Source organism: Paraburkholderia sacchari (genome assembly GCF_000785435.2).
In the GTDB taxonomy this organism is placed as follows: Bacteria; Pseudomonadota; Gammaproteobacteria; order Burkholderiales; family Burkholderiaceae; genus Paraburkholderia; species Paraburkholderia sacchari.
Genome location: NZ_JTDB02000004.1, coordinates 441,358 through 463,700, shown reverse-complemented (window position 1 = coordinate 463,700; position 22,343 = coordinate 441,358). Strand labels below are relative to the sequence as shown.

Here is a 22,343-nt window from a genome sequence, read left to right as displayed (position 1 = left end):
ACGAACGATGCTGCCTGATGCCACCCGTGCGCCACGCATTGCCATTCCGCGCACCGTCCGGATGCTCGGGTTTGTCAGCCTTTTCATGGATCTCTCGTCCGAGCTGATTCATGCGCTACTGCCGATATTTCTCGTCACCACGATGGGCATGAGCGTGAGTGCGCTAGGCGTGCTCGAAGGGGCCGCCGAGGCGAGCGCGATGATCGTCAAGATCTTTTCGGGCCCGATAAGCGACTGGTTGGGTAAACGCAAGGCGCTGCTGCTGCTTGGCTACGGGATGGCCGCGTTGTCCAAGCCGCTTTTCCCACTCGCCAGCACGCCATTGATGGTCGCGATCGCGCGGATCATCGACCGCGTGGGCAAAGGGATTCGTGGCGCGCCGCGTGACGCGCTCATCGCCGATATCGCCCCGCCGGAGATTCGCGGCGCCTGCTTTGGGTTAAGGCAGTCGATGGACACGGTCGGCGCATTTGCCGGGCCGCTTGCGGCAATCGTTCTGATGTTCTGGTTTTCCGATCACATTCGCACGGTGCTTTGGTTCGCCGTGGTGCCGGCGTTTGTCGCAGTGGGATTGATCGCATTCGGTATCGAGGAGGCAGCGAGCGAGCGTGCCTCCCACGCGTTCCGGTCGCCGATGCACTGGCGCGCACTGCAAGCGTTTTCCGGACGCTACTGGTTCGTGGTCGCACTCGGCGCCGCTTTCACGCTGACGCGCTTCAGCGAAGCGTTCCTGGTGCTGCGCGCGCAGCAGACAGGGTTGAATATTGCGTGGATTCCCGGCGTGATGGTCATTATGAGCCTGACCTATTCGCTGTCCGCGTACCCCGTGGGCGCGCTATCGGACCGCGTCGATCGGCGGATTCTGCTTGCATGCGGGATCGTGCTTCTGATTGCGGCGGATCTGCTCCTGGGCATGAGCGCGTCGATTGTCACGGTGCTTATCGGCGTTGCCCTATGGGGCCTGCACATGGGGTTCACGCAAGGCATTCTCGCTGCGATGGTTGCGGAAACCGCGCCACCGACGCTGCGCGGCAGCGCATTCGGCGTTTTCAATCTCGTGAGCGGTGTCTGCTTGCTGCTCGCAAGCGTCATTGCCGGATGGCTGTGGGACCGGCACGGAGCTTCGGCCACGTTTTTGGGCGGAGCGGCTCTTGCGGTCGTCCCTGTTGTGATGTGCCGCTTCGCACCGCATCTGGGGAAGCTCGATCGCTAGGCCGTGGCCATCGCCGCTTGCGCAGGCAAATTTAGTATACCCCCCCTCCCTATTTTGCTAATATGCACCCCGCCGTATAACTGGAGCCAAGGCATGAGCCATACGATCCGCGAAAAGCAGAAACTCCTTAATCGGGTGCGCCGCATCAAGGGGCAGATCGAGGCCATCGAGCGTGCGCTGGAGGACGAGCGCGGGTGCATGGACGTGCTGCAACTGATCACGAGCAGCCGTGGCGCGATGAACGGGCTGCTCGCAGTGGTGCTGGAGGACCATATCCGCACCCATCTGGTGGACGCGGAACCCGACGACGAGCATGGCAGTGGCAAGGAGCAGCTAATCGAAGTAGTGCACAGCTACTTCAAGTGAGACAACTATGAGCAATTTCGAAGACGCCGCTTTCGGCGCGGGGCACGACCATATCTTTCTGGGCGCGGCCCACAAGGACAACGAGCGCAGAACCTGGATGGTGATTTCGCTGTGCAGCGCGATGATGGTCGCGGAGATCGTTGGCGGCAGCATGTTCGGCTCGCTGGCGCTGGTTGCCGATGGCCTGCATATGTCGACGCATGCGGGCGCGATGCTGATCGCGGCGCTGGCGTACACCTACGCGCGCAGGCACGCGAGCGACGACCGTTTCGTGTTCGGCACTGGCAAGCTGGGCGACCTCGCGGGCTTTACCAGCGCGATCGTGCTTGCCATGATGGCGCTGCTGATTGGATACGAAGCCGTTTCGCGCTTTCTCGCGCCGGTGCCGATCCAGTTCGGCCAGGCGATTCCCATTGCGGTGCTGGGGCTCCTCGTCAATCTCGCGAGCGTCTGGCTGTTGAGCGGCGATCATCATGGACACTCCCACGGTCACGGGCATAGCCACGGCCATGGCCACGGTCACGATCGCGGCCATGACGATGAACACGATCATGAAGAAGAGGTGCATCGCGTCGCCGGCGACGCCGGCGCATTCACCGTGTCGATTTTCGAAGATGGCGTGCCGCCTGTCTTCCGGATTACGCCGGAAACGGCGGGTGCGAACCTGACTGCCGATGCGGTCTCAGTCACGACGATTCGTCCCGACGGCGCGCGCCAGACCTTTGCGTTTGGGAACCGTGGCGCTTATCTGGAATCGGCGGACGAGATTCCCGAGCCGCATGCATTCGTGGCCGTGGTCCGTTTGCCCGATGGCGAGCACCGGATCGAGTTCGAAGAACATGAGCATGGCCACGACGATGCGCACGCTACGTTGCATCGCGATCACAATATTCGCTCGGCCTACATTCACGTCATCGCGGATGCTGCGGTTTCGGTGCTCGCGATCATTGGCCTGTTGCTGGCCCGCAATTTCGGCTGGGTCTGGATGGACCCGCTCGCGGGCGTGATTGGCGCCCTCGTGATCGCGAACTGGTCATGGGGTTTGATGCGCGATACGGGCGCCATTCTGCTCGACATGAACGCGGACCGGCGCCTGGCTGCCAATGTTCGCGGCGTCGTGGAAAAGCATGGCGACGCCGTGCTCGATCTTCACGTCTGGCGCGTGGGTCCGGGGCACATGAGTGCGGTGATATCGGTGGCGACCGGCGATGCGCAGCGCAGTCCCGGCTTTTATCGCGCGGCGTTAAAGCGTTTCAAAAGTCTTTCGCACGTTACGGTCGAGATCAATCGGGTTCGGCCGGTGTTGTGAGTGAGGGCGGTCGGCGCGTTCGACCGCCATGAATCCTCACGCCGCATTCAACCCACCACCATCGACACGCACGCGCTCGCCAACCGCAAACTGAGGCGGCGTTGAGTAGGTGAAGGTTCGATAGCTGCCATCGGCCATGCGCACTTGAACCTGGTACGTAGTGGTCTTGCGCACTTCATGTTCGATGCCATTGCCCGCGAGCCCGCCGCCAATCGCACCCGCGATGGTGGCGATCGTGCGGCCGCGCCCCCCGCCAATCTGGTTGCCGAGCAGCCCGCCGGCGACGGCCCCGCCTACCGCGCCGATTCCCGTGGTGGGCTCGGGTGCCTGAATTGTGTTGATGGCGACCACCGAGCCTGAGTTTGGATCGACGGCTTCGGTTCGGGGTTCGCTTCTCACCGGCCAGGCGCTGGCATTCGCATAGTGGGGCGCGGCCGGGGCAGCATGGTAGTGGTGAACGGGCTCGCGTCGCACAGGCTCCTGCACGCGGGCCGGCTGATTAATCGGCTGACTAATCGGCTGACTAATCGGCTGACTAACGGTCTGATGCGCCATTGTCTGCTCGCCGCCGGAAGTCAAGTTGCCGGTCTGCGCGGCAACGTTGGGAGCGGCAACTTGGGCGGTGCTCGCGTGCGTGGTGGGCAGCCACCCGGTCATGGCGGCGATGCCGGTGGCGCTCGCGAGAATCACAGCGACGGCCGCCCCCGCGACGAGAGGATGAATGCGGGCGCGCGGCGACGTTTCAGGACCCGGGATCGTGTTCATGTGCAAGCTCCGTTGAGCATTGAGTGCGAGTGGTGGCGGCACGCTCCTGTGCCGCCTGCATCCTCAACGGCGCAATGAACGGCGCGGATTACGCAATACTTGTGAGTTATGCAAGCAAATGTTGCTGACGCGAGCACCCGTCAGGCCCGGATGCATCGTGAACCGCTGCGGAATATGTCGCCAACGGCGCGCGTTTACACCACGTATCGCGTGCCGTTCGAATCAGTCATGCCAGTGCACAGGCAGGGGTATTCGCGTGCCTGCGAATGGGGCATGGCGCGTGGCCATGGTTCGATGCCCGGCATACGCGAGGTCTCGACGCAAGGAGGCGGCCGTGCATGCCACTCACAGAATGACCCTCATCGCCATTGTGGTCGCGTCCGGAATGACACCGCACGCGAGTTGGTCCCAGCAAACTGTCAACGCAACGCTGTTATCGGATTCGATCCAGCTCGAAACGCACACCGTGAAGGCGGGGCGTCTCACGCTCGATATCAGGAGCGACGCCAACAACACCATGGCGCACGAACTCGTCTTGATCAAGACGAACCTTCCAGACGATGCATTGCCTGCCAGCAAGGGACAGGTGTTGGAGCACAAACTGAAAAAGATCGGCGAAATCGAGGACGTCGCGCCAGGCAAAAGCAAGCGCGCGTCGTTCACGCTTGCGCCCGGCCATTACGTGCTGATTTGCAACAAGCCGGGACACTATGCAATGGGGATGCATACGGCGCTAGTCGTGACGCCGTGACGCCGGGAATCTCACGGCGAATCCCCTTCATTTTGTGTCAGGAGTGCAATCATGAGACAGGTTCATGCGCCGCTCGGTGCGCTGGTGGCGGCGGTGGTGCTCGCGAGCATCGCAGCGTGCGGAGGCTCATCCCATACGAACATGCAGTATCAGGTTAGCGCGCTGGTTTCCGATGGCGCCGTGGCGGCTGCGCACGTGGATGCCAACCTGAAGAATCCGTGGGGTGTTGCCTTCAACCCCAAGGGCTTCGCATGGGTGGCCGATAACGGCACCCAGCACGCGACACTTTACGATGGCAATGGCGTGCCGCAGTCACTCGTGGTAACGATTCCAGCTGGCAAGAGCGGCGACGCCGATCCAACCGGGATCGTGTTCAATGGCACGACGGACTTCATGGTGACGCAAGGGGCAAAGTCGGGCCCCGCGGCGTTTATCTTCGTGGGCGAGGGTGGGACCATGACTGCATGGTCGCCCACGGTGAACCCGACATCGGCTGTTACGGTGTTCGATAGCGGCGGCAGCGCCGTCTACAAGGGGCTCGCCATGGCCAGCAATAACGGCGCGAATTTCCTGTACGCAACCGACTTTCACAACAACAAGATCGATGTGTTCGACCGGACCTTCACGAAGGTCACGCTGGCCGGCACCTTTCAGGATCCCACATTACCGGCGGGATTCGCGCCATTTGGCATCCAGGTGATCGATTCGAAGCTGTTTGTCTCGTACGCGAAGCAGGACGCGGCAGCGCACGATGACGTGCCGGGCGCGGGCATGGGCTTGATCGACGTATTCAGCCCGTCTGGACAATTCATTCAGCGCTTTGCTACCGGCGGGGCGCTGAATGCGCCGTGGGGCATGGCATTGTCGCCCATTGATTTCGGCCGTTTCAGTCATGCCGTGTTGATCGGCAACTTCGGTGACGGCATGATTCATGCGTTCGACCCGACCACCGGAACGATGCTCGGAACCCTGGAGCAGCATCCTGGCATGCCGATCGTCGAATCGGGGCTGTGGGGTATGGCGTTCGGTAATGGTCTCGACAATCAGCCCACCAACACGCTGTTTTTCGCGGCGGGAATTAACGACGAAGCCGACGGACTCTATGGCCGCATCGATGTCGGCAGGTGATCGTCGTCGCCGGGTAATCGGGCCGGCTCCAGCATAGGGTGCTGGAGCCGGCGACCTTGCTGCGTGTTCGCTTATGGAATGTTCGTTCGCAAGGTCCAGATCGTGGCGCTATTCGTGTTGCCGCAACCCGCGTTGCGGTATTGAAACCAGAGTGGAAACAAATGTAATCGTCTGTTAGCGGCACTCGCAAAGTGCCGTTTTAGCGTCAGTGCCCCGTTTTCGCTTTGGTACGATCCCGCCTTTCGTTTATTGCGCAGCTTTTGTGAATCCCCCGCCTGGATCGTTTTTTCGTGACCTTTGCGCGCGGTGGCTCAAGCGTGGACAGTCGCTTTCCGCCACGGCCGGCATAAAAGCCCGAGGCATATTCGCCACCGCGTTGCACGGCCTGCGCCACCCGACGCGCCGTGGCGTTGCGCTGTCGCTTGCCGCCGTGCCCTTGCTGCTGCTCGCGTACGTGCTCGCGCTGATCCCGCTCACGCCGAATATCGGCGACATTCGCAAGGCACGCGTCGATCGTCCAGCGCTGATCGTTTCCGCCGATGGCAATCGCCTCGCCGAATTCAAGCCCGTCAATCGCGAATGGGTGACGCTCGCGCAAATTTCGCCATACGTGGTGCAGGCGCTGGTCGCGACCGAGGATCGCCGGTTCTATCAGCATCACGGCATCGACATTCTGCGCGTTGTGCCGGCGGCGCTGCATACGTTCTCGGGTGCGCGCCAGGGCGGATCGACTATCACGCAGCAGCTCGCGCGCAATCTGTACCCCGACGAAGTGGGCCGCGCGCCCACCTTGACGCGCAAGCTCAAAGAAGCCATTACCGCGCTCAAGATCGAATCCGTCTACAGCAAGGACCAGATTCTCGAGACTTACCTGAACACGGTGCCATTTCTCTACAACGCCTATGGCGTCGAGATGGCCGCACGCACGTACTTCGGCAAGTCTGCTGCGCAGCTCAACATTCTGGAAAGCGCAACGCTGGTTGGCATGCTGAAGGCCAATAGCGCCTATAACCCGGTGCTCAATCCCGAGCGCGCGCTGGAGCGCCGCAACACAGTGCTCCAGCAGATGGTGAAGTTCGGCAAGCTCAAGCCGGCCGATTGCGCGTGGCTCAAGCGTCAGCCGCTTGGCGTGAATTTCGAAATCCAGTCTGAACCCACGGGCGCCGCGCCGCATTTCGCGGCGCAATTGCGTCGCTGGCTGATCGGCTGGGCCGACCGCAACGGCTACGACATTTACTCCGATGGACTCGTTGTTCGGACAACCATCGATTCGCGGCTTCAGGACATGGCCAACCAGGCGCTTGCCTGGCAGACCGGTCAGTTGCAATCGATTGCCAACGCGGCCTGGAACACGCGCACGGGATGCTGGCCCGGCAATGGCCTGTTCCAGTCGTTCATCAGGCAGACAGCCGAGTATCGCAGCGCGCGCGACGCGGGGCAGTCCGATGCGGCTGCGATCAGAAAGCTCGCGATGGACGGGCAATTCGTCGATACGCTTTGCCACAACAAGACGCAGATTCAGGCAGGGTTTCTTGCGATTGACCCGCGCAACGGCGACATCAAGGCGTGGGTCGGAAGCAGCGACTTCCGCGACGAACCGTTCGATCACGTGCAGCAGGCGCGGCGTCAGCCGGGTTCGACGTTCAAACCGTTTGTCTACGGCGCGGCGTTTGCGGATGGTGCGCAACCGGGCGACACGATCGTCGATCGCAACGTGACCATCGCGTTGAAGGGCAACGCGGCGTGGCGGCCAACCGACGCGGAGCCGCCCACAGGCCGGCCGATGTCGCTGCGCGAGGCGCTGGCTTTGTCGCGCAACCGCGTGACGGCGCAGCTCATGCAGCGCGAAGGCCCCGCGAAGGTCGTGGCGCTGGCGCGCGCGATGGGCGTGCGCGAAAGCCCGCTAGATGCGGTGCCGTCGCTTGCGCTAGGCACTAGCCCGGTCACGCTCAAGGAAATGGTTTCGGCATACTGCACGATCGAGAACCGTGGCGCGTATATCGAGCCGCGCATGGTGACGCGCATCGAGGACCGCGAGGGCAACGTGCTCGCCGATTTTCCGGCGGCGCGGCCGGAGCAGGCGCTGCCCGCCAGCGCGGCGCTGAAGCTCGTGGACGTGATGCGCGATGTCGTGGACCGTGGCACGGGCACCGATATCCGCAGCCGTTTCGGAATTCGTGCCGACGTGGCCGGCAAGACCGGCACCACCCAGGGCAATACGGATAGCTGGTTCATCCTGATTCATCCCGAGTTGGTTGCGGGCGCGTGGGTGGGATTCGACGATGCGCGCGTCACGCTGCGCAACGACTACTGGGGCGAAGGTGCGCATAGCGCGTTGCCGATGGTGGGTGCGTTCTATGACATGGCGCTGCGTGCGCAGGTGGTCGATTCGCACGCGCAGCTTGCGCCGCCGCGCAAGGTGGTGCGCCCGAGCAGGCCGCGGCCCCGGCATCATTTCTTGTTCTGGAGTTTTTGAAGTGAAGAAAGGCCGCAAGCTGCGGCCTTTCTGTGCACTCGTCATGCCAGTCGGAGCATGAGTGTGAGGGGATGAATCGGTGACGGTGTGAACCCGTACGATTCGTAGAAGGCCGCTGCTTGTGCGTCAATCGCATGCACGAGCATCGCGCGCACGCCAAGCTCCTTTGCAATCGCGCTAGCGCGATTGACGGCGTCTTTCAGAAGGGCGGCGCCGAGCTGGATACCTTTTGTATTTATGTCTCGCGCCAGCCGGCCAAGCACAACCACTGGAATTGGATCCGGCAGGTTTCGGCGAACATTGCCGGTTGCATCGACATGGGCAACGGCTCCAGCCGCGAGAGCATAGTAGCCGTAGACCCGGCCGGCATCGTCGGTCGTTACAAATACACGGCTTGCCCCACTGTTGTGGTTAATCAGAGCGCGCCGCTTCAGACAGTCGTCAAGCTCCAGCCTCCCGCAGGAAAAGCTGGCAACGTCGTGCTCGGCCAACAGCGGCTGCGGCGAGGAAAGCTTCCGAGTCATTCGCCGTTTTCATCCCAAGGGGTCTTCACGTCCATCAGACGTGCAAGACCCGCGTTTGTGACTTTCGGCGCGTCCAGCAACTCGGTGAACCGCTTGAACCTTTCTGAATCAAGCCCAAAGAAAGTGCGATCCAGGACAACGGTCTGAGCGCGCTGGCAAGCGGCCTCCAACATAAAGTCAGAACGGTTTTTGCCAAGCAGGCTCGCCGCGTAGTCGATCAGGTCACGTTGCTCTGGCAGAGCGCGGAGATTAATAGGTGCGTCGCGCATGATACCCTCCATGCTGTATATGCATTAGATATACGCATGGAGGATCAATGTATATCTGATGTCAATACGCGATGTGGCAGGCAGTGTTCAGATGAACCCCTCTAGTGAAAACGCGACAGCACCATAAATCAACGCGCCTTCACTGACTCCAGCAGCCATTGCGCGAGCCGCTGAGCGCCGTCCGGCATTTCGGCATCGGCGCGCCAGCAGAGATAGTAGTGCCGCCCGTCGTCGAGCTCATGATCGAACAGCTTGCGCAACGTACCCGACGCAAGTTCGCGCGAAACCAGCGGCGCGCGCATGAGCGCCGCGCCCAGATCGGCGAGCGTGGCGCTCAAGGTCAACTGACCGTCTTCGAAGAGCGGGCCCTCGGTGCGCGCGACGTGGCGCACGCCCATGCTTTGCAGCCAGTTCGCCCACGTGCTGCGATCCTCATCGTGAACGAGCGGTACGCCCGCAAGGTCCGCTGGCTTGCGCAGCGGCCCGTAGCGCTGCAAAAAGCGCGGCGTGCAGACCGGCACGACCGCGCCCGACATGAGCGGCGTGCTCGTATATCCGATCCAGTCGCCGGTGCCGAAGCGGATCGACAAATCGGCGGCGTCGCTGCGGTAATTGCGGTGATTCGCGTAGAGCACCGTCACGTCCACGTCTTCATTGGCCGCGAGAAAGTCGTGCAGCCGGGGAATGAACCAGCCCATGCCAAAGAGCGGAATCAGACTGATCGTGATCTGTCGCCGCGACGAGCGCTCGCGCACGAATCCCGTGGCGCTGCGCAGCACCGAAAACGCCGCGCTGATCGAACGGTAGTAGTCGCGGCCTTCGTCGGTGAGCACGAGCGCACGGCCACGGCGAATCGTCAGCGGCGTATGCACGAACGATTCGAGCAATTGCAGTTGGTGGCTTACCGCCGAGGCCGTGATGTCGAGTTCGCGCGCGGCGCCCGCGACCGAGCCATGACGCGCGAACGACTCGAACGCGCGCACCGCCCGCAGCGGCGGATCGTCGGCCATTGGCTGAATTTTTTTCATGTGTCGAATTATATCGAAAGGTGTGAGATTCGCATGAAATCAAAATAACGCATATAAAACAGTGATTTAAATGCATTTATAGGGAGGTGCTATATCGATCGAACCAAACGTAATTTAGACCGCAGCACGCAAAAGACTAATCTTTTTCATTATTCAAGGCCGCGCCCCCCAAGCCCCCGGGTGGGCAGGCATGCGCCTCCATAGCACCTCAATACACGGGCTCATCGGGATCGATCGACATGAAAAAGAAAGCTCTGCTGTTGCCGCTCGCCGCGCTTGCGGCGTCGCTTTTCACGGGCGTTGCGCACGCTCAGGACGAACAGGTGGTGCTTATCGGGCTTGCCGCACCGCTTACCGGCGCATCGGCGCGCATCGGCAAGGATCTGGAAAACGGCGCGCAGCTCGCCGTCGACGACGCCAATGCGAAACATCCGACCATTGCGGGCAAGCCCGTGGTCTACAAGCTCGTGAGCGCCGACGATCAATCGGACCCGCGCACCGCTGTCACGGTCGCGCAGCAACTGGTCGACCGTCACGTGATCGGCGTGGTCGGCCACTGGAACACCGGCTGCAGCGTGCCGGCAGCGCGCGTCTATCACGACGCGGGCATCGCGCAGATCGCACCGGCCTCGACGGGCCATCAATACACGCAGCAGGGCTTCGACACCGCGTTTCGCATCATGGGCCACGACGACGATGGCGGCGCCTACACCGGCGCGTATGCCGTGAAAACGCTGAAGGCGCAGCGCATTGCCGTGATCGACGATCAAACCGCGTTTGGCGCGGGGCTCGCGAACCAGTTCATCAAGGGCGTGCAGGCCAACGGCGGCACGGTGATCGACCATCAATACGTCACTGACAAGACGCTCGATTTCAGCGGCGTGCTCACGGCAATCAAGGCGAAGCGTCCGGATCTGGTCTTCTTCGGCGGCCTCGATGCCCAGGCCGCGCCGCTCGTGAAACGCATGCGCCAGTTGCATATCCAGGCGCCGCTGCTCGGCGCGGGCGGTTTCGTGAGCCAGACCTTCCTCACGCTTTCCGGGCCTTCGGGCGACGGCGTGACGGCGCTGGAGCCGGGGCGTCCGCTCGATCGCATGCCGGGTGGCGAGGCGTTCGATGCGCAGTACCGTGCGCGTTGGCACGCGCCGATCGAACTGCACGCACCGTTCGCCTACGACGCGGCAGCGACGCTGATCGCCGCTACCCAGCAGGCCAATTCCGTTGCGCCGAAAAAGATTGTCGCGGCGCTGCATTCGATTCATCGTGATGGCGTGACCGGCGCGATTGGCTTCGATGCGCAAGGCAATCTCGTGGATCCCGCCTATACGATCTATCAGGTGAAAGATGGCAAATGGGCTGTGGTGGATGTGCTCGGCGGCACGGCCACGAAGACAGCCGCCAGGACTGTCGCGAAGACCGCTGCCCGCTGAACGCAACGACGCAACGACTTAACGACGTAACGAGGAGACGAAGATGACACAGCAACAAGGCGAAGGCGCTGCGGACCAGACGGGCGTGAACGGCGAGACGCTCGGCATACTCGCGCGCCGGCGTATCGAAGCGGAAATCATCAAGCCGATCTACGAGATCCTCAAGCGCGACTTCGGCATCGAGCGCGCCCAGGCCGTGATCGCCGAGGCCGTGCGCGGCGCGGCGATCGATGCGGGCCGCCAGTTCGCGGCGCGCGAACCGAACGGCACGAGCATCGCGTCGTTCGTCGCGCTTCAGGTGCTCTGGGAAAAGGACGATGCGCTAGAAGTTGAAACGCTGCGCGCCGACGATGATGCCTACGATTACAACGTGCATCGCTGCGCTTACGCGGAGATGTATCACGCGATGGGCCTTGGCGAGATCGGCCATCTGCTGAGCTGCGCGCGCGATGCCGAATTTATTTCGGGCTACGATCCGCGCGTCGAGCTCACGCGCACGAGCACCATCATGCAAGGCGGCAAGCGCTGCGATTTCCGCTACCGCATGCGCGATGCGAAGCCGGCAGAAACGGCTCAATCCGCCAAGTCCGCCAAGTCCGCCAAGTCCGCCGAGGAGCGTTCCGATGACTGAGCACTCGCAGCATGGCGTATTGGACCTGGCCGCATTGCGCGTGAACGGCGCGCGACTGTGGGATTCGCTCGAACGCATGGCGCAAATTGGCGCGACGGAGAAGGGCGGCGTGTGCCGCCTCGCGCTCACCGAACTCGACCGCGAAGGGCGCGACCTGTTCGTGCAATGGGCGCGCGAAGCGGGCTGCACGATTCGCGTCGACAAGATGGGCAACGTGTTCGCGCGCCGCGAGGGCCGCAACCCCGATGCCGCGCCCGTGCTGACCGGTTCGCACGCCGACACCCAGCCGACCGGCGGCCGCTACGACGGCATTTATGGCGTGCTAGGCGGGCTCGAAGTGATCCGCGCGCTCAACGACGCTGGCGTGCAGACCGAGCACCCCATTGAAGCGGTGATCTGGACCAACGAGGAAGGTTCGCGCTTCGCGCCGGCGATGATCGCGTCGGGCGTCTATGCGGGCGTGTATGCGCTCGACTACGGGCTCTCGCGCACCGATGCATCGGGAACGACGATAGGCGAAGCGCTCGCGCAGATCGGCTATGCGGGCGATGAGCCGGTCGGCGGCACGCCGGTGCACGCCGCGTATGAACTGCATATCGAGCAGGGCGCGATTCTCGAGCGCAGCGGCAAGACCATTGGTGTCGTGACGGCGGGCCAGGGGCAGCGCTGGTACGAGATCGAACTCGTGGGCGTGGACGCGCACGCGGGCACCACGCCGATGGACTTGCGGCGCGATGCGCTGGCCGGTGCAGCGCGCATGATCACGTTCGTCGAGTCGCTGGGGCGCAAGTACGCGCCGTATGGGCGCGCCACGGTCGGCGTGATCGAGGCGAAGCCCAACTCGCGCAACACGGTGCCGGGGCGCTGCTTTTTCACGGTGGAGTTTCGTCATCCGGACTCGGGCGTGCTGGCCGAACTCGATGCGCAATTGCGCGCCGAACTCGCGCGCGTGGCGCAGGAAGCGCAGCTTGGCCATACGATCACGCAGATCTTCGACTATGCGCCGGTGCCATTCGCGCCCGCGTGCATCGACGCCGTGCGGCGCGCGGCCGTGACGCTGGATTTGGCGCACGCCGATATCGTCTCGGGCGCGGGTCACGATGCCTGCTATCTCGCGCGCGTGGCGCCCACCGGCATGATCTTCGTGCCGTGCATCGACGGCCTCAGCCATAACGAAGGCGAGGCGATCACGCCAGAGTGGGCCGAGGCTGGCGCTAACGTGCTGCTGCAGGTGATGATGGAGAGTGCGTTGGCGGGCGGTTGAGCGGTTGCTGGCGCGCGCTGGTGTAGCTGGCTATCGCGTACGCGTTTACGCAATTTATGCATCGGGGCATGCAATCTTTGCTGTGTTTTGCGGATCAGGGCGGTATCGTGGAATTAACCGGCAACGAAATGCGACCTAGCGAGACTTCAGGTGCTGAAACTGCTCATTCCCATCATCGATCGCCATGGCGCCCAGGAAGCGGCGCGTCATGGCGCGTTTCTGTTCGCGGAACGCTGCGTGTCCGAGGTCGAGATCGTCGAGGTGCTCGATGATCTCGGCCTCGACCGCAGTGTGGCTTTCCATTCGATCGGCGCATTGCGGCGGCTCGAAAAGCAGGCGATGCAAGACGCGCTTTTACAAACGCGCGCAATTCTCGACGATGCGGGTGTGCCCTATACGTGGAAGCGCGTATTCGGGCCGCCCGAGCGCGTGATTGCTTCGTCTGCGAGACTCGGCCATGCCGATATGGTGGTGCTCGACGCGACCGGCCTGGGTTTCTTGCGCAAATGGAGCATGCTCGCGCGGCTGCGCCGCCTCACGCGTACGCCCGTTACGCTGGTGCAGTAGTTCTGCTCGCCACCTGCGTGGCCCCTCCCGCCGGGCGGGAGCCAGCCCGGCGAGACAAGGTTCACAAGGGCTTTAAGGCTTCACGGTATGCCAAATACCCTTGACTCCATCACCATTCATTTGACCCGGTTGTTTGTCGTTTGCAAAGCGATACAGCGGCTGTCCCTTGTAGGTCCACTGATGCTTGCCTGAGCCGGCGTCGATGAACCCCCAGTCGCCGCCCGGTTTGTCGTACGAATCCGCAACGGCAGCGGGCCACAGCGAGGCGCAGGCGTCAACACAGGCGCTCTTGCCTGGCACCGTATCCTTGTCGAATGCGTAGAGCGTCATCCCGTTGTCATCAACCACCACCCCGTTCGAAATCTTTGGTGTCTCGGCGTATGTCGACACAACCGGCAGCGTACAAGCCAGGATGCACAACAGCGTTTTGTTCATGTTTTCACTCCTTTTATTGGCGCGGCGCGCGGCATGATCGCGCGACCACGCAGTATGAAAGCCGCAAGCGGGGCACTCCTGCAAGAGGCGGTTCCTCCCTGAGCGCGGCAAGTGATAAACGCTTGCCGGCGCGAAATATTCCATCCTGTGCCTGCTTGCGTGGCCTTTATTCCGAACCCATCGAAATCATTCATACCTCGCATGAAGGAATAGCGTTGGCTGCGGCTTTTTGAAGCCTCTACCGTTCTTCCACAGCGCATCTATTGCGCGACCTCGATGGGAGAACAACAGATGGTCATTGAATCGTCCGTACTGGACGAGTGGTATCCGGTAGCGGTAATAGAGGACGTCAAGCCCGGCGTCATGTATTCGACGCGCCTGCTGGGCACGCCGCTCAACTACGTGCTCGACGACATGGGCGCCGTGCGCGCAACGCGCACGGACACGGGCAGCCCCTGCCAGGCGCGGCGGCGGCTGCATACCCTGTGGCTTTCGCTAGGCGAGCCGCCGGTGGAGACGTTTGCGCTACCCGAATTCGACGAGCCCGGCCGGCGCATTCTCGGCGCAGGCTCGTTCGCCGTGCGTGCGTCCGGGCTGCGCGTGATCGAGAATTTTCTCGACATGGCGCATTTCCCTTATGTGCATACGGGGCTGCTGGGCGAAGAGCCGCACACCGAGGTCGCGCCGTACCGCGTCGAACTCGAAGGCGGTGAGTTGTTCGCGCACGACTGCCGCTTCTATCAGCCGATGAGCGCGGCTTCCGCGCAAACGGGTATTGACGCCCACTATGTGTACCGCGTCGCGCGTCCGTTCACGGCGATGCTGTACAAGACCAGCCCGCAGCAGCCTTCGCGTCGCGACGTCATTTGCCTGTTCGTGCAGCCGGTCGAGGAGAGCCGCTGCATCGCCCACACAGTGCTGGTCTACCTCGACGACACCACCTCGGACAGCGGTCTGAGGCTCTTTCAGCAAACCATCTTCGGGCAGGACCTGATGATCCTGTCCAATCACGTGCCGCGCACGTTGCCGCTCGATCCCGCGTTCGAGATTCCTACGCGCGCCGACGCCATGTCGGTCGCCTACCGGCGCTGGCTGCGCGAGCGCGGCGTTGCTTACGGCACATTCAGCGCTTCAGGCACCGTCGGCATCTCTTCATCCGCTGCGCATTGAGCTTCGATCATGGATCAAACGATAACCTCGCTCCCGCGCGGCTGGCAGATGGTGGGCCGCGCCACCGACGTGCCGTTTCGGCACGTCTTTCACACGCAGTTACACGGCGTGGAGCTTGCGCTCTGGCGCGCCGACGACGGCACGCTCAACGCCTGGGAAAACCGCTGCCCCCATCGCAGCGTGCGCTTCACGCTGGGCACGAACACCGGCGAGACCTTGCGCTGCCAATACCACGGCTGGCAATACCGCGCCGGCGATGGGCGCTGCACGCATATTCCCGCGTTCTTGCAAGGGCAGCCTCCGGCGAGTCTGTGCGCGCGCTCGTTCTCGGTTGCGGAGAAAGACGATTGCCTGTGGGTCAACCTCGATCCAGCAGCGAAAAACATCGTGACCGATAGCCTGGATCATTCCGCCGCACCCGGCGTGGCGCTGCGCAGCCTGCCGTTCAATGCGCCGCTCCAGGCCGTGGCGGATGCGCTCGCCGCATATGCGCTTGCGGACGGCGAAGCCGTGCATGCGAGTGTTTCCGTGCGGCGGCGCGGCGAGCGCGTTGGCGTTGCGTGGCAGAACGCCGATGGCGCGCATTCGGTTCAGTTCTGGCTGCAACCGGCCAGCGACGCGCGAACGATCGTGCACGGCAATGCAGCTTTCGCCGCGACGGCGCAGATCGATCTGCCGCGCTTTCATAACCGCTTGCTGAATTCGCTGCGCCGCACGGTGGAGCGCGATACCCTTGCACCTGAATCGTTGCGCGAGCAACGTGTTATTCCGATCGCGGTCCGTTCAGGTACATCGAGTGCTGCGAAACGCTGGCTGACCGCGACGGTGCTGAGGCGCGAGGTGACCGCGCAGGACATTGTCGCGTTCGAGTTGAGCGTGCCCGAGATCGAGTCGTTGCCGATGGAGCCCGGCGCGCACATCGACGTGCAGACGCCCGCGGGCTGCGTGCGCCAGTACTCGCTCGTCAACGCGCCGGGCGAGCGCGATCGCTTCGTGATCGGCGTAAAACGCGAAATCGGCTCGCGCGGCGGATCGCGTTCGCTGCACGATGCATTGGACGTGGGCGCACAGATTCTCGTTTCGCCGCCCAAGGCGCATTTCCGGCTTGTGGAGGATGCGCCTGCCGTGCTGATCGCGGGCGGCATCGGCATCACGCCGATTCTCGCGATGGCCGGGGCATTGCAGCATGCGGGCGTACCTTACTGGCTGCACAACTTCGTGCGCAGTCGCGAGCACGTGGCGTTTGCGAGCCGGCTCGCCGAACTCTCTCGCGTGGAATTGCACGAGGGCCTGGACGCCGCCGGAACCGGGGTTGTCTTGCGGGAAACGTTGCGCGATGCCGTGGAGGGCGCTCATGTCTATGTGTGCGGCCCGCGTCCGCTCATCGAGTTGGTGCGCGAAAACGCGCGCGAGTTGGGGTTTCCCGAGTCGCACATTCACTTCGAGCTGTTCGCCAACGAGGTCTCGCATTCCGGTGACCAGCCGTTTCGCGTGCGCCTGCAACGCAGCGGGGAGGAGTTCGTCGTGCCGGCCGGTGTGAGTCTTGCCGATGCCATCGGTGCGCGCGGCGTGACCGTGCCCACCTCGTGCGAGCAGGGCGTGTGCGGCACGTGCCGCGTGGGTGTCGCGAAAGGCGAGCCCGATCATCGCGACGTCTACCTCTCCAACGACGAAAAACAGCGCGGCGACTGCTTGCTCGCATGCGTCTCGCGCAGCCGCTCCGACTTGCTGATTCTCGACCTTTAAGGAAGCGACTGTGATCAAGCTCTACGACTACGAACTCTCGGGCAACTGCTACAAGCTGCGCTTGATGATGAGTCTGCTGGAACTGCGCTACGAGCGCGTGGAGGTCGAGTTCTATCCGGGCAAGGCGCACAAGCAGGAGGCCTTTCTCGCGCTTAACCCGCTGGGCCAATTGCCCGTGCTCGACGACGATGGCTTCGTGCTGCGCGACGCTCAGGCGATTCTGGGCTATCTGGCCGCGCGCTATGACACGAGCCGCCGCTGGTATCCGACCGACGATCCACGCCGGCTAGCCGAGGTGAACATGTGGCTCGCGTTTGCCGATGGCATCACCGCAACTGCGTCGGCCGCACGCCTGGTTGAAGTCTTCGGCTACGACCTCGACGCCGACGCAGCCCGCAGCGGGGCGCATGCGCTCTTTCGCGTGCTGGACGAGCGGCTCTGGTTCGCCGAGCGCGACGACGACGGATGGCTCTGCGCCGGCACGCATCCGACCATCGCCGATATCGCCTGTTTCCCATACGTGACGCTCGCCGAAGAGGGCGGCATCTCGCTGCTCGACTATCCGGCCATTCGCCGCTGGACCGACCGGATCAAGGCGTTGCCAGGTTTCATTGTGATGGCTGGAATTTTCCCCGGCTCCGCTTCGCAGCAAGTTAATCAGCCATCCTGATAGTTGGAAAGACCTTCAGGCACGCTGATTCATTTCATTTAGATACACGTACCGCACACAGCAGAGAGGATCATATGGCTCAATCGAAGCGCTATCTGCCCGCGGACTCGCGGGAGCCCGTCGACGAAGTTTTGCCCACGGGACGGCTCGCGCTGCTCGGCATGCAGCACGTGATGGTGATGTACACGGGCGCGATCGCCGTGCCGCTAATTATCGGCATGGCGCTCAAGTTGCCCAAAGATCAGGTGACGTATCTCATCAGCGTCGACCTGTTTGTTTCGGGGCTCGTGACGCTCATTCAGTCGGTGGGTTTCAGGAATTTCGGCATTCGCCTGCCGATCATGATGGGCGTGACGTTCACCAGCGTCGGGCCGATGATCGCCATTGCCTCGAATCCCGCGCTCGGCTTGCCGGGTATCTTCGGCTCGATGATTTGTTCCGGCATCGTCGGGCTATTGGCTGCGCCACTCATGGCGAAGCTCCTGCGCTTTTTCCCGCCAGTGGTGATCGGCACCGAGATTCTCGTGGTGGGATTGTGCCTGATGGGCGTGAGCGCGAACTGGGTCGCCGGCGGAATCGGCAATCCCGACTACGGCAGCACGCATCTGATCGGTATGTCGTTTCTCGTGCTCGTATTCATTCTCGTGGTGACCAAGTACTTCAATGGTTTCGTGCGCAATATCGCGGTCTTGCTCGGCATCGTCTTCGGCATGGGGCTCACGGCGTTTACCGGCACGATCGATTTTTCCGCCGTGCATCATGCAGCGTGGTTCGGCATGGTGACGCCGTTTCATTTCGGCGCGCCGAAGTTCGATTTGTGGTCCAGCGTGGCGATGTCGATCGTAATGCTCGTGACGTTTATCGAAGCAACGGGCATGTTCGTCGCCGTGGGCGAGATGACCGGCAAGCCTGTGGACGCGAAGCAGATGGCCAACGGTTTTCGCGCCGATGCCGCCGGCACGCTGCTCGGCGCGTTCTTCAATATCTTTCCCTATACCTCGTACGCGGAGAACATCGGGCTCGTGAGCATTACCGGCGTGCGCAGCCGCTGGGTTTGCGCGGTGGGCGCGGTACTGCTCATGATCATGGGGCTGGTGCCGAAGATGTCGGCTCTGGTGGCGTCGGTGCCCGCCTGCGTGCTAGGCGGCGCGGGCCTGATCATGTTCGGCATGATCGCGGCATGTGGCGTGCGCATTCTTGGTCAGGTCGACTTCACGGAAAACCGCTTCAATGCCTATATCGTGGCGATCAGCGTGAGCGTCGGTCTGCTGCCGGTGGTCAATCCCGACTTCTTCAACCGGTTTCCGCAACAACTCGCGCCCTTGCTTCACAGCAGCATTCTGCTCGCGGCCGTGACGGCGGTGGTGTTGAATCTGTTCTTCAATTTGATCAGAGGCTCGAAGGCCGAAAAGGCCACTTTCGCGCCAATCGAAACGGTGCAGTCGAATTCCTGAAGCGTGTAGCGCCTGCACGAGTTGCGCAGCCAGGTGTGGCGCGGGTTGTGGCGCGAGTTCCGCCGCGGGTTGGGCCGCGGGTTGCGCCGCGGGTTGCGCCGCGGGTTGCGCCGAATAGGCGAACCCGCTTCCGCATGCGATTCTCCCCCCGGCGAGCCGCGGGCTTGCGTGCTCAATACAAGGAGGAGGATTGCATAACGTCGACTTGAAATCGTTGCAGCTATTCGCAACGCTGCTCAGGGAGTGCAACGTCACGCGCACGGCGCGGCAGCTCAACATGACGCAATCGGCGGTGAGTCATACGCTCAACCGCTTGCGCGATCTGTTTCGCGATCCGCTCTTCGTCACGGCCGGGCGCAGCCTCGCGCCGACGCCGCGCGCACTGGAACTGGCCGAGCCGCTGCATCGCGCGCTGGCCGTGGTGGGCGCGCTGATCGAGCCTGACGACGGGGTCGATCCCGCAACGTTCGAAGGCACGTTCGAGATTGCCACCACCGATTACATCGGCTTTCTGCTGCTGCCCGTGCTGATGGACCGTTTGAGCGTGGCGGCGCCGGGAATCGCAATCAACGTCAAGCCGCTCGAACCGGACGACGATCTGGCCGCGCTGCGCGAAGGCGCACTCGATCTGATTCTCTGGAACGAGGATGCGGCCCCGTCGAACTATTACGTGCGCAAGCTCTTTACCGACCGGCTCAAGTCGATCGTGCGCACAGGACATCCGCATATTCAGGGCAGTCTGTCCGCCGAACAGTTCCGCGCCGGGCGGCACATTCGCGTGAGCGGCCATTACGGCGCGGTCAAGGAGGCGGTGGACGCGTTCTACGAGCATCTCGGCATTCGCGTGAGCACGGCCGTGACCGTGCCGCATTTCATGCTCGCGCATATGCTGGTGTCGCAATCGGACATGATCGGCATGATTGCCGAACTGACTGCGCGGCGAATCGTCGGCAATCTGCCGTTGCAGGTGCTCGAGCCACCCGTGGAAATGGCGCCGTTCACCGTATCGGCGGTCTGGCACGCGCGCCGCCATACCTCGGGCGCGCACCGATGGCTGCGCGGGGAAATCGCGGCTGCGGCCGAACAATTGACTCAGCAGCCGGCGGCAGTCGCATGAGACTCGGGCTCGCCGCTCACCACAACGCTATACGCTGCAACACGCGGTCGCGAAACACGAAGCGATGCAGCAGCGCTGCCGCGACATGCAGGCAGATCAGCGCGAACAATGCCCATGCGAGTACGCTGTGAACGTCGCCCATGGCATGCCCGAATGACGATCCCGCCGGCGAGAGCGCGGGCAGCGGCACGACGCCGAACAGCGTCAGCGGCCAGGCCCGCGACGAGGCATTGATCCAGCCGAGCACCGGCACGGCCACCAGCAACGCGTAAAGCGCAATGTGCGTAAGCGAGGAGAGCGTGCGCAGCGGCTGCGAAAGTTCGCCGGCGTGCGGGGGCGGGCGATGCGTGGCGCGCCAGAGAATGCGCAGCGCCATGGCAGCGATGAGCGAGGTGCCGACGATCAGGTGCGCCGCAATCAGGCCGACCGGCTGCGTATCGCGGTGGACATCCGGCATGGTCCAGCCCAGCACGAACTGCGCGCCCACGAGCGCGACAACGAGCCAATGAAGAAGACGCGCGGGCGCATCGTATCGTAATGGGGCTTGCATGGTGACCTCGGCGCAGGAGAGTGGATTCGAGGTCGGATTGTAGCGGCAGAGGGTTAACTAAAAATTAAGAGGGAAAGAACCGTTAGCGAGTAGTTAATGTTTTCGTCAGAAAACATTGTTACGCTCGCTTATCTGGCGAACCGCGGACGATCCAGATTGGCATTCGAAGGGGGGCGTGTAATGTTTTTGCAAACCTGGCTTTTGCAGCTTTGCCTTTCCGCTGTGCGACGGCGCGCATGGGCGGCGTCATGGTATTAGCCGCCGCGTTTGTCGATATCGCTTCGGTTGCCGTCGTGCCAGCGCATGTGGCGCTGCTAACGATTTTTCATGTGTTGGCGCAGTGCCTCGCGATTCTGTGCGGCCTCGGCGCCATCCTCGGTATTGTCTACACTGCGGTGGCGTGCTGGTTGATCGGCCGCTTTTTTGCGCGTGACGTGGCTGCGCCGCAGCGCTTTCCCGCCGTCACCATCGTCAAGCCGCTGCACGGCGACGAATGGCAGCTCGAAGCGCATCTCGCCAGTTTCTTCGAGCAGGATTATCCGGGGCCCGTGCAGTATCTTTTTGGCGTTGAGGATGCGTGCGACGCGGCGCTCGCAGCCGTCGAAAGCCTGCGAACACGCTATCCCGGCGCGCACGTCACCGTGGTAGCCGATGCTCGCCTGTACGGGCCGAACCGGAAAATCGCGAATCTCGTGAACATGCTCGAAAAGGCCGAGCATGAGGTGCTGTGTTTCGCCGATAGCGACGTCTGCGTCGAGCCGAATTATCTGCGCCATATCGTCGGGACGCTGCAGCAACCGGGCGTGGGGCTCGTGACGACGGTTTATCGCGGCCGCCCTGCGCCGGGGTTCTGGCCGCGCCTTGCCGCCGCGCTGACCAACTATCATTTTCTGCCTGGCGTGGTCACGGGTCTTGCGCTCGGCCGCGCCCGCCCGTGTTTCGGCCAGTCCATCGCCATGACTCGGGAGATGCTCGAGCGCATTGGCGGTCTGGCCCAGTTCGCGCATCACCTTGCCGAGGACCACGCGGTGGGCCAGGCCGTGCGGCGCGCGGGCGCCACCGTCGCGATTCCGCCCATTGTGGTCGAGCACGCTTGCGCGGAGAATACGTTTTCCAAGGTGTTCGCGCACGAATTGCGCTGGAGCCGCACTATCCGCGCGGCGGACCGTTCGGGGCATCTGGGCGCGGTGCTCATGCATCCGTTGCCGCTCGCGCTGCTTGTGGTGGCGATGTCGGGCGGCGCGCTCTCTGCATGGGTGCTGGCCGGCGTTGCGTTGTGCGTTCGCGCGCTGCTGGTCTGGAGAACCGATCGCGCCACCGGGAAAAAGTGCAGCGGGTTGCTGTGCCTGCCGCTTTGGGATGCGGCCCAGTTCGCGATCTATGTGGCGAGCTTTTGCTCGTCGGGCGTGGTGTGGCGCGGCACGCGCTTTCGCGTCGATGCGAATGGGATGCTGTCACCCGTTCACGACAAGTGAGCGGA

The 22,343-nt window shown here is 62.9% G+C and carries 22 protein-coding genes; 16 read left to right on the top strand and 6 right to left on the bottom strand.

The annotated features are described in order from the left end of the window. The first annotated feature begins 7 nt into the window (after positions 1-7). The 3 genes from NH14_RS17700 to dmeF all read left to right on the top strand — a co-directional run bounded on the left by NH14_RS17700 (position 8) and on the right by dmeF (position 2,888). Positions 8-1,213: an MFS transporter gene (locus tag NH14_RS17700; protein WP_035530393.1), complete on the top strand. Its 1,206-nt coding sequence runs from the start codon at positions 8-10 to the stop codon at positions 1,211-1,213. A 93-nt stretch (positions 1,214-1,306) separates the two neighbouring features. After that, positions 1,307-1,579, top strand: coding sequence for a metal/formaldehyde-sensitive transcriptional repressor (locus NH14_RS17695; protein WP_035530391.1), 273 nt, complete (start codon positions 1,307-1,309; stop codon positions 1,577-1,579). Positions 1,580-1,586: 7 nt separating this feature from the next. After that, the gene (gene dmeF / locus NH14_RS17690) at positions 1,587-2,888 is read left to right on the top strand and encodes a CDF family Co(II)/Ni(II) efflux transporter DmeF (RefSeq protein WP_035530389.1); all 1,302 of its coding nucleotides are present in this window, start codon (positions 1,587-1,589) and stop codon (positions 2,886-2,888) included. A 36-nt stretch (positions 2,889-2,924) separates the two neighbouring features. On the opposite strand, the gene NH14_RS17685 is transcribed toward dmeF, so the two are convergent. Beyond that, complete coding sequence (locus tag NH14_RS17685; protein WP_035530386.1) at positions 2,925-3,653, bottom strand: glycine zipper 2TM domain-containing protein; 729 nt, start codon at positions 3,651-3,653, stop codon at positions 2,925-2,927. Positions 3,654-3,987: 334 nt separating this feature from the next. Here NH14_RS17685 and NH14_RS17680 point away from each other — a divergent pair, with 334 nt between their 5' ends. The 3 genes from NH14_RS17680 (at position 3,988) to NH14_RS17670 (ending at position 8,008) form a co-directional block, all read left to right on the top strand. After that, on the top strand, positions 3,988-4,404 hold the full coding sequence (locus NH14_RS17680; RefSeq protein ID WP_035530385.1) for a plastocyanin/azurin family copper-binding protein: 417 nt from the start codon (positions 3,988-3,990) through the stop codon (positions 4,402-4,404). A 51-nt stretch (positions 4,405-4,455) separates the two neighbouring features. Continuing rightward, positions 4,456-5,532, top strand: a complete 1,077-nt coding sequence (locus NH14_RS17675) for a TIGR03118 family protein (protein WP_035530383.1) — start codon at positions 4,456-4,458, stop codon at positions 5,530-5,532. Between the two features lie 262 nt (positions 5,533-5,794). Beyond that, entirely contained in the window at positions 5,795-8,008 is a 2,214-nt protein-coding gene (locus NH14_RS17670; RefSeq protein ID WP_035530381.1) for a penicillin-binding protein 1A, read from the top strand. 41 nt (positions 8,009-8,049) lie between these two features. Here the strand turns inward: NH14_RS17670 and NH14_RS17665 are convergent, their stop codons facing one another. From NH14_RS17665 to NH14_RS17655, 3 genes are all read right to left on the bottom strand, one after another. Beyond that, positions 8,050-8,532, bottom strand: a complete 483-nt coding sequence (locus NH14_RS17665; protein WP_035530379.1) for a GNAT family N-acetyltransferase — start codon at positions 8,530-8,532, stop codon at positions 8,050-8,052. Beyond that, the gene (locus tag NH14_RS17660; RefSeq protein WP_084225778.1) at positions 8,529-8,801 is read right to left on the bottom strand and encodes a type II toxin-antitoxin system TacA family antitoxin; all 273 of its coding nucleotides are present in this window, start codon (positions 8,799-8,801) and stop codon (positions 8,529-8,531) included. The genes NH14_RS17665 and NH14_RS17660 overlap by 4 nt, the downstream gene beginning before the upstream one ends. A 128-nt stretch (positions 8,802-8,929) precedes the next feature. After that, positions 8,930-9,829 (bottom strand): LysR substrate-binding domain-containing protein, encoded by a 900-nt coding sequence (locus NH14_RS17655; RefSeq protein WP_035530375.1) that lies wholly within the window; start codon positions 9,827-9,829, stop codon positions 8,930-8,932. 239 nt (positions 9,830-10,068) lie between these two features. Between NH14_RS17655 and NH14_RS17650 the strand changes: the two genes are divergently transcribed. The 4 genes from NH14_RS17650 (at position 10,069) to NH14_RS17635 (ending at position 13,721) form a co-directional block, all read left to right on the top strand. After that, a complete protein-coding gene (locus NH14_RS17650; RefSeq protein WP_035530372.1) occupies positions 10,069-11,259 on the top strand; it encodes a branched-chain amino acid ABC transporter substrate-binding protein in 1,191 nt (396 codons plus the stop codon). A 43-nt stretch (positions 11,260-11,302) separates the two neighbouring features. Then, on the top strand, positions 11,303-11,890 hold the full coding sequence (locus NH14_RS17645; protein WP_052148291.1) for an L-2-amino-thiazoline-4-carboxylic acid hydrolase: 588 nt from the start codon (positions 11,303-11,305) through the stop codon (positions 11,888-11,890). After that, the gene (locus tag NH14_RS17640; protein ID WP_035530370.1) at positions 11,883-13,154 is read left to right on the top strand and encodes a Zn-dependent hydrolase; all 1,272 of its coding nucleotides are present in this window, start codon (positions 11,883-11,885) and stop codon (positions 13,152-13,154) included. Before NH14_RS17645 ends, NH14_RS17640 begins: the two co-directional genes overlap by 8 nt. A gap of 150 nt (positions 13,155-13,304) precedes the next feature. Next, positions 13,305-13,721 carry a universal stress protein gene (locus NH14_RS17635; RefSeq protein WP_035530367.1) on the top strand — a complete coding sequence of 139 codons (417 nt, stop codon included), beginning with the start codon at positions 13,305-13,307 and terminating at the stop codon, positions 13,719-13,721. A 72-nt stretch (positions 13,722-13,793) separates the two neighbouring features. Here NH14_RS17635 and NH14_RS17630 read toward each other — a convergent pair whose 3' ends face one another. Continuing rightward, positions 13,794-14,156, bottom strand: a complete 363-nt coding sequence (locus NH14_RS17630; protein ID WP_035530365.1) for a COG4315 family predicted lipoprotein — start codon at positions 14,154-14,156, stop codon at positions 13,794-13,796. A gap of 291 nt (positions 14,157-14,447) precedes the next feature. On the opposite strand from NH14_RS17630, the gene NH14_RS17625 reads away from it, so the two are divergent. From NH14_RS17625 to NH14_RS17605, 5 genes are all read left to right on the top strand, one after another. Then, positions 14,448-15,326 (top strand): aromatic ring-hydroxylating oxygenase subunit alpha, encoded by an 879-nt coding sequence (locus NH14_RS17625; protein WP_052148290.1) that lies wholly within the window; start codon positions 14,448-14,450, stop codon positions 15,324-15,326. A gap of 9 nt (positions 15,327-15,335) precedes the next feature. Continuing rightward, positions 15,336-17,072 carry a Rieske 2Fe-2S domain-containing protein gene (locus tag NH14_RS17620; protein WP_052148289.1) on the top strand — a complete coding sequence of 579 codons (1,737 nt, stop codon included), beginning with the start codon at positions 15,336-15,338 and terminating at the stop codon, positions 17,070-17,072. 10 nt (positions 17,073-17,082) lie between these two features. Then, a complete protein-coding gene (locus NH14_RS17615; RefSeq protein WP_035530363.1) occupies positions 17,083-17,742 on the top strand; it encodes a glutathione S-transferase family protein in 660 nt (219 codons plus the stop codon). A 74-nt stretch (positions 17,743-17,816) separates the two neighbouring features. Further along, on the top strand, positions 17,817-19,196 hold the full coding sequence (locus NH14_RS17610) for a nucleobase:cation symporter-2 family protein (RefSeq protein ID WP_052148288.1): 1,380 nt from the start codon (positions 17,817-17,819) through the stop codon (positions 19,194-19,196). A 190-nt stretch (positions 19,197-19,386) separates the two neighbouring features. After that, positions 19,387-20,313: a LysR family transcriptional regulator gene (locus NH14_RS17605; protein ID WP_052148287.1), complete on the top strand. Its 927-nt coding sequence runs from the start codon at positions 19,387-19,389 to the stop codon at positions 20,311-20,313. Between the two features lie 16 nt (positions 20,314-20,329). On the opposite strand, the gene NH14_RS17600 is transcribed toward NH14_RS17605, so the two are convergent. Further along, complete coding sequence (locus NH14_RS17600; protein WP_035530361.1) at positions 20,330-20,863, bottom strand: cytochrome b; 534 nt, start codon at positions 20,861-20,863, stop codon at positions 20,330-20,332. A 248-nt stretch (positions 20,864-21,111) separates the two neighbouring features. Between NH14_RS17600 and hpnI the strand changes: the two genes are divergently transcribed. Then, entirely contained in the window at positions 21,112-22,338 is a 1,227-nt protein-coding gene (hpnI, locus tag NH14_RS17595; RefSeq protein ID WP_237179662.1) for a bacteriohopanetetrol glucosamine biosynthesis glycosyltransferase HpnI, read from the top strand. The last annotated feature ends 5 nt before the right edge of the window (positions 22,339-22,343 follow it).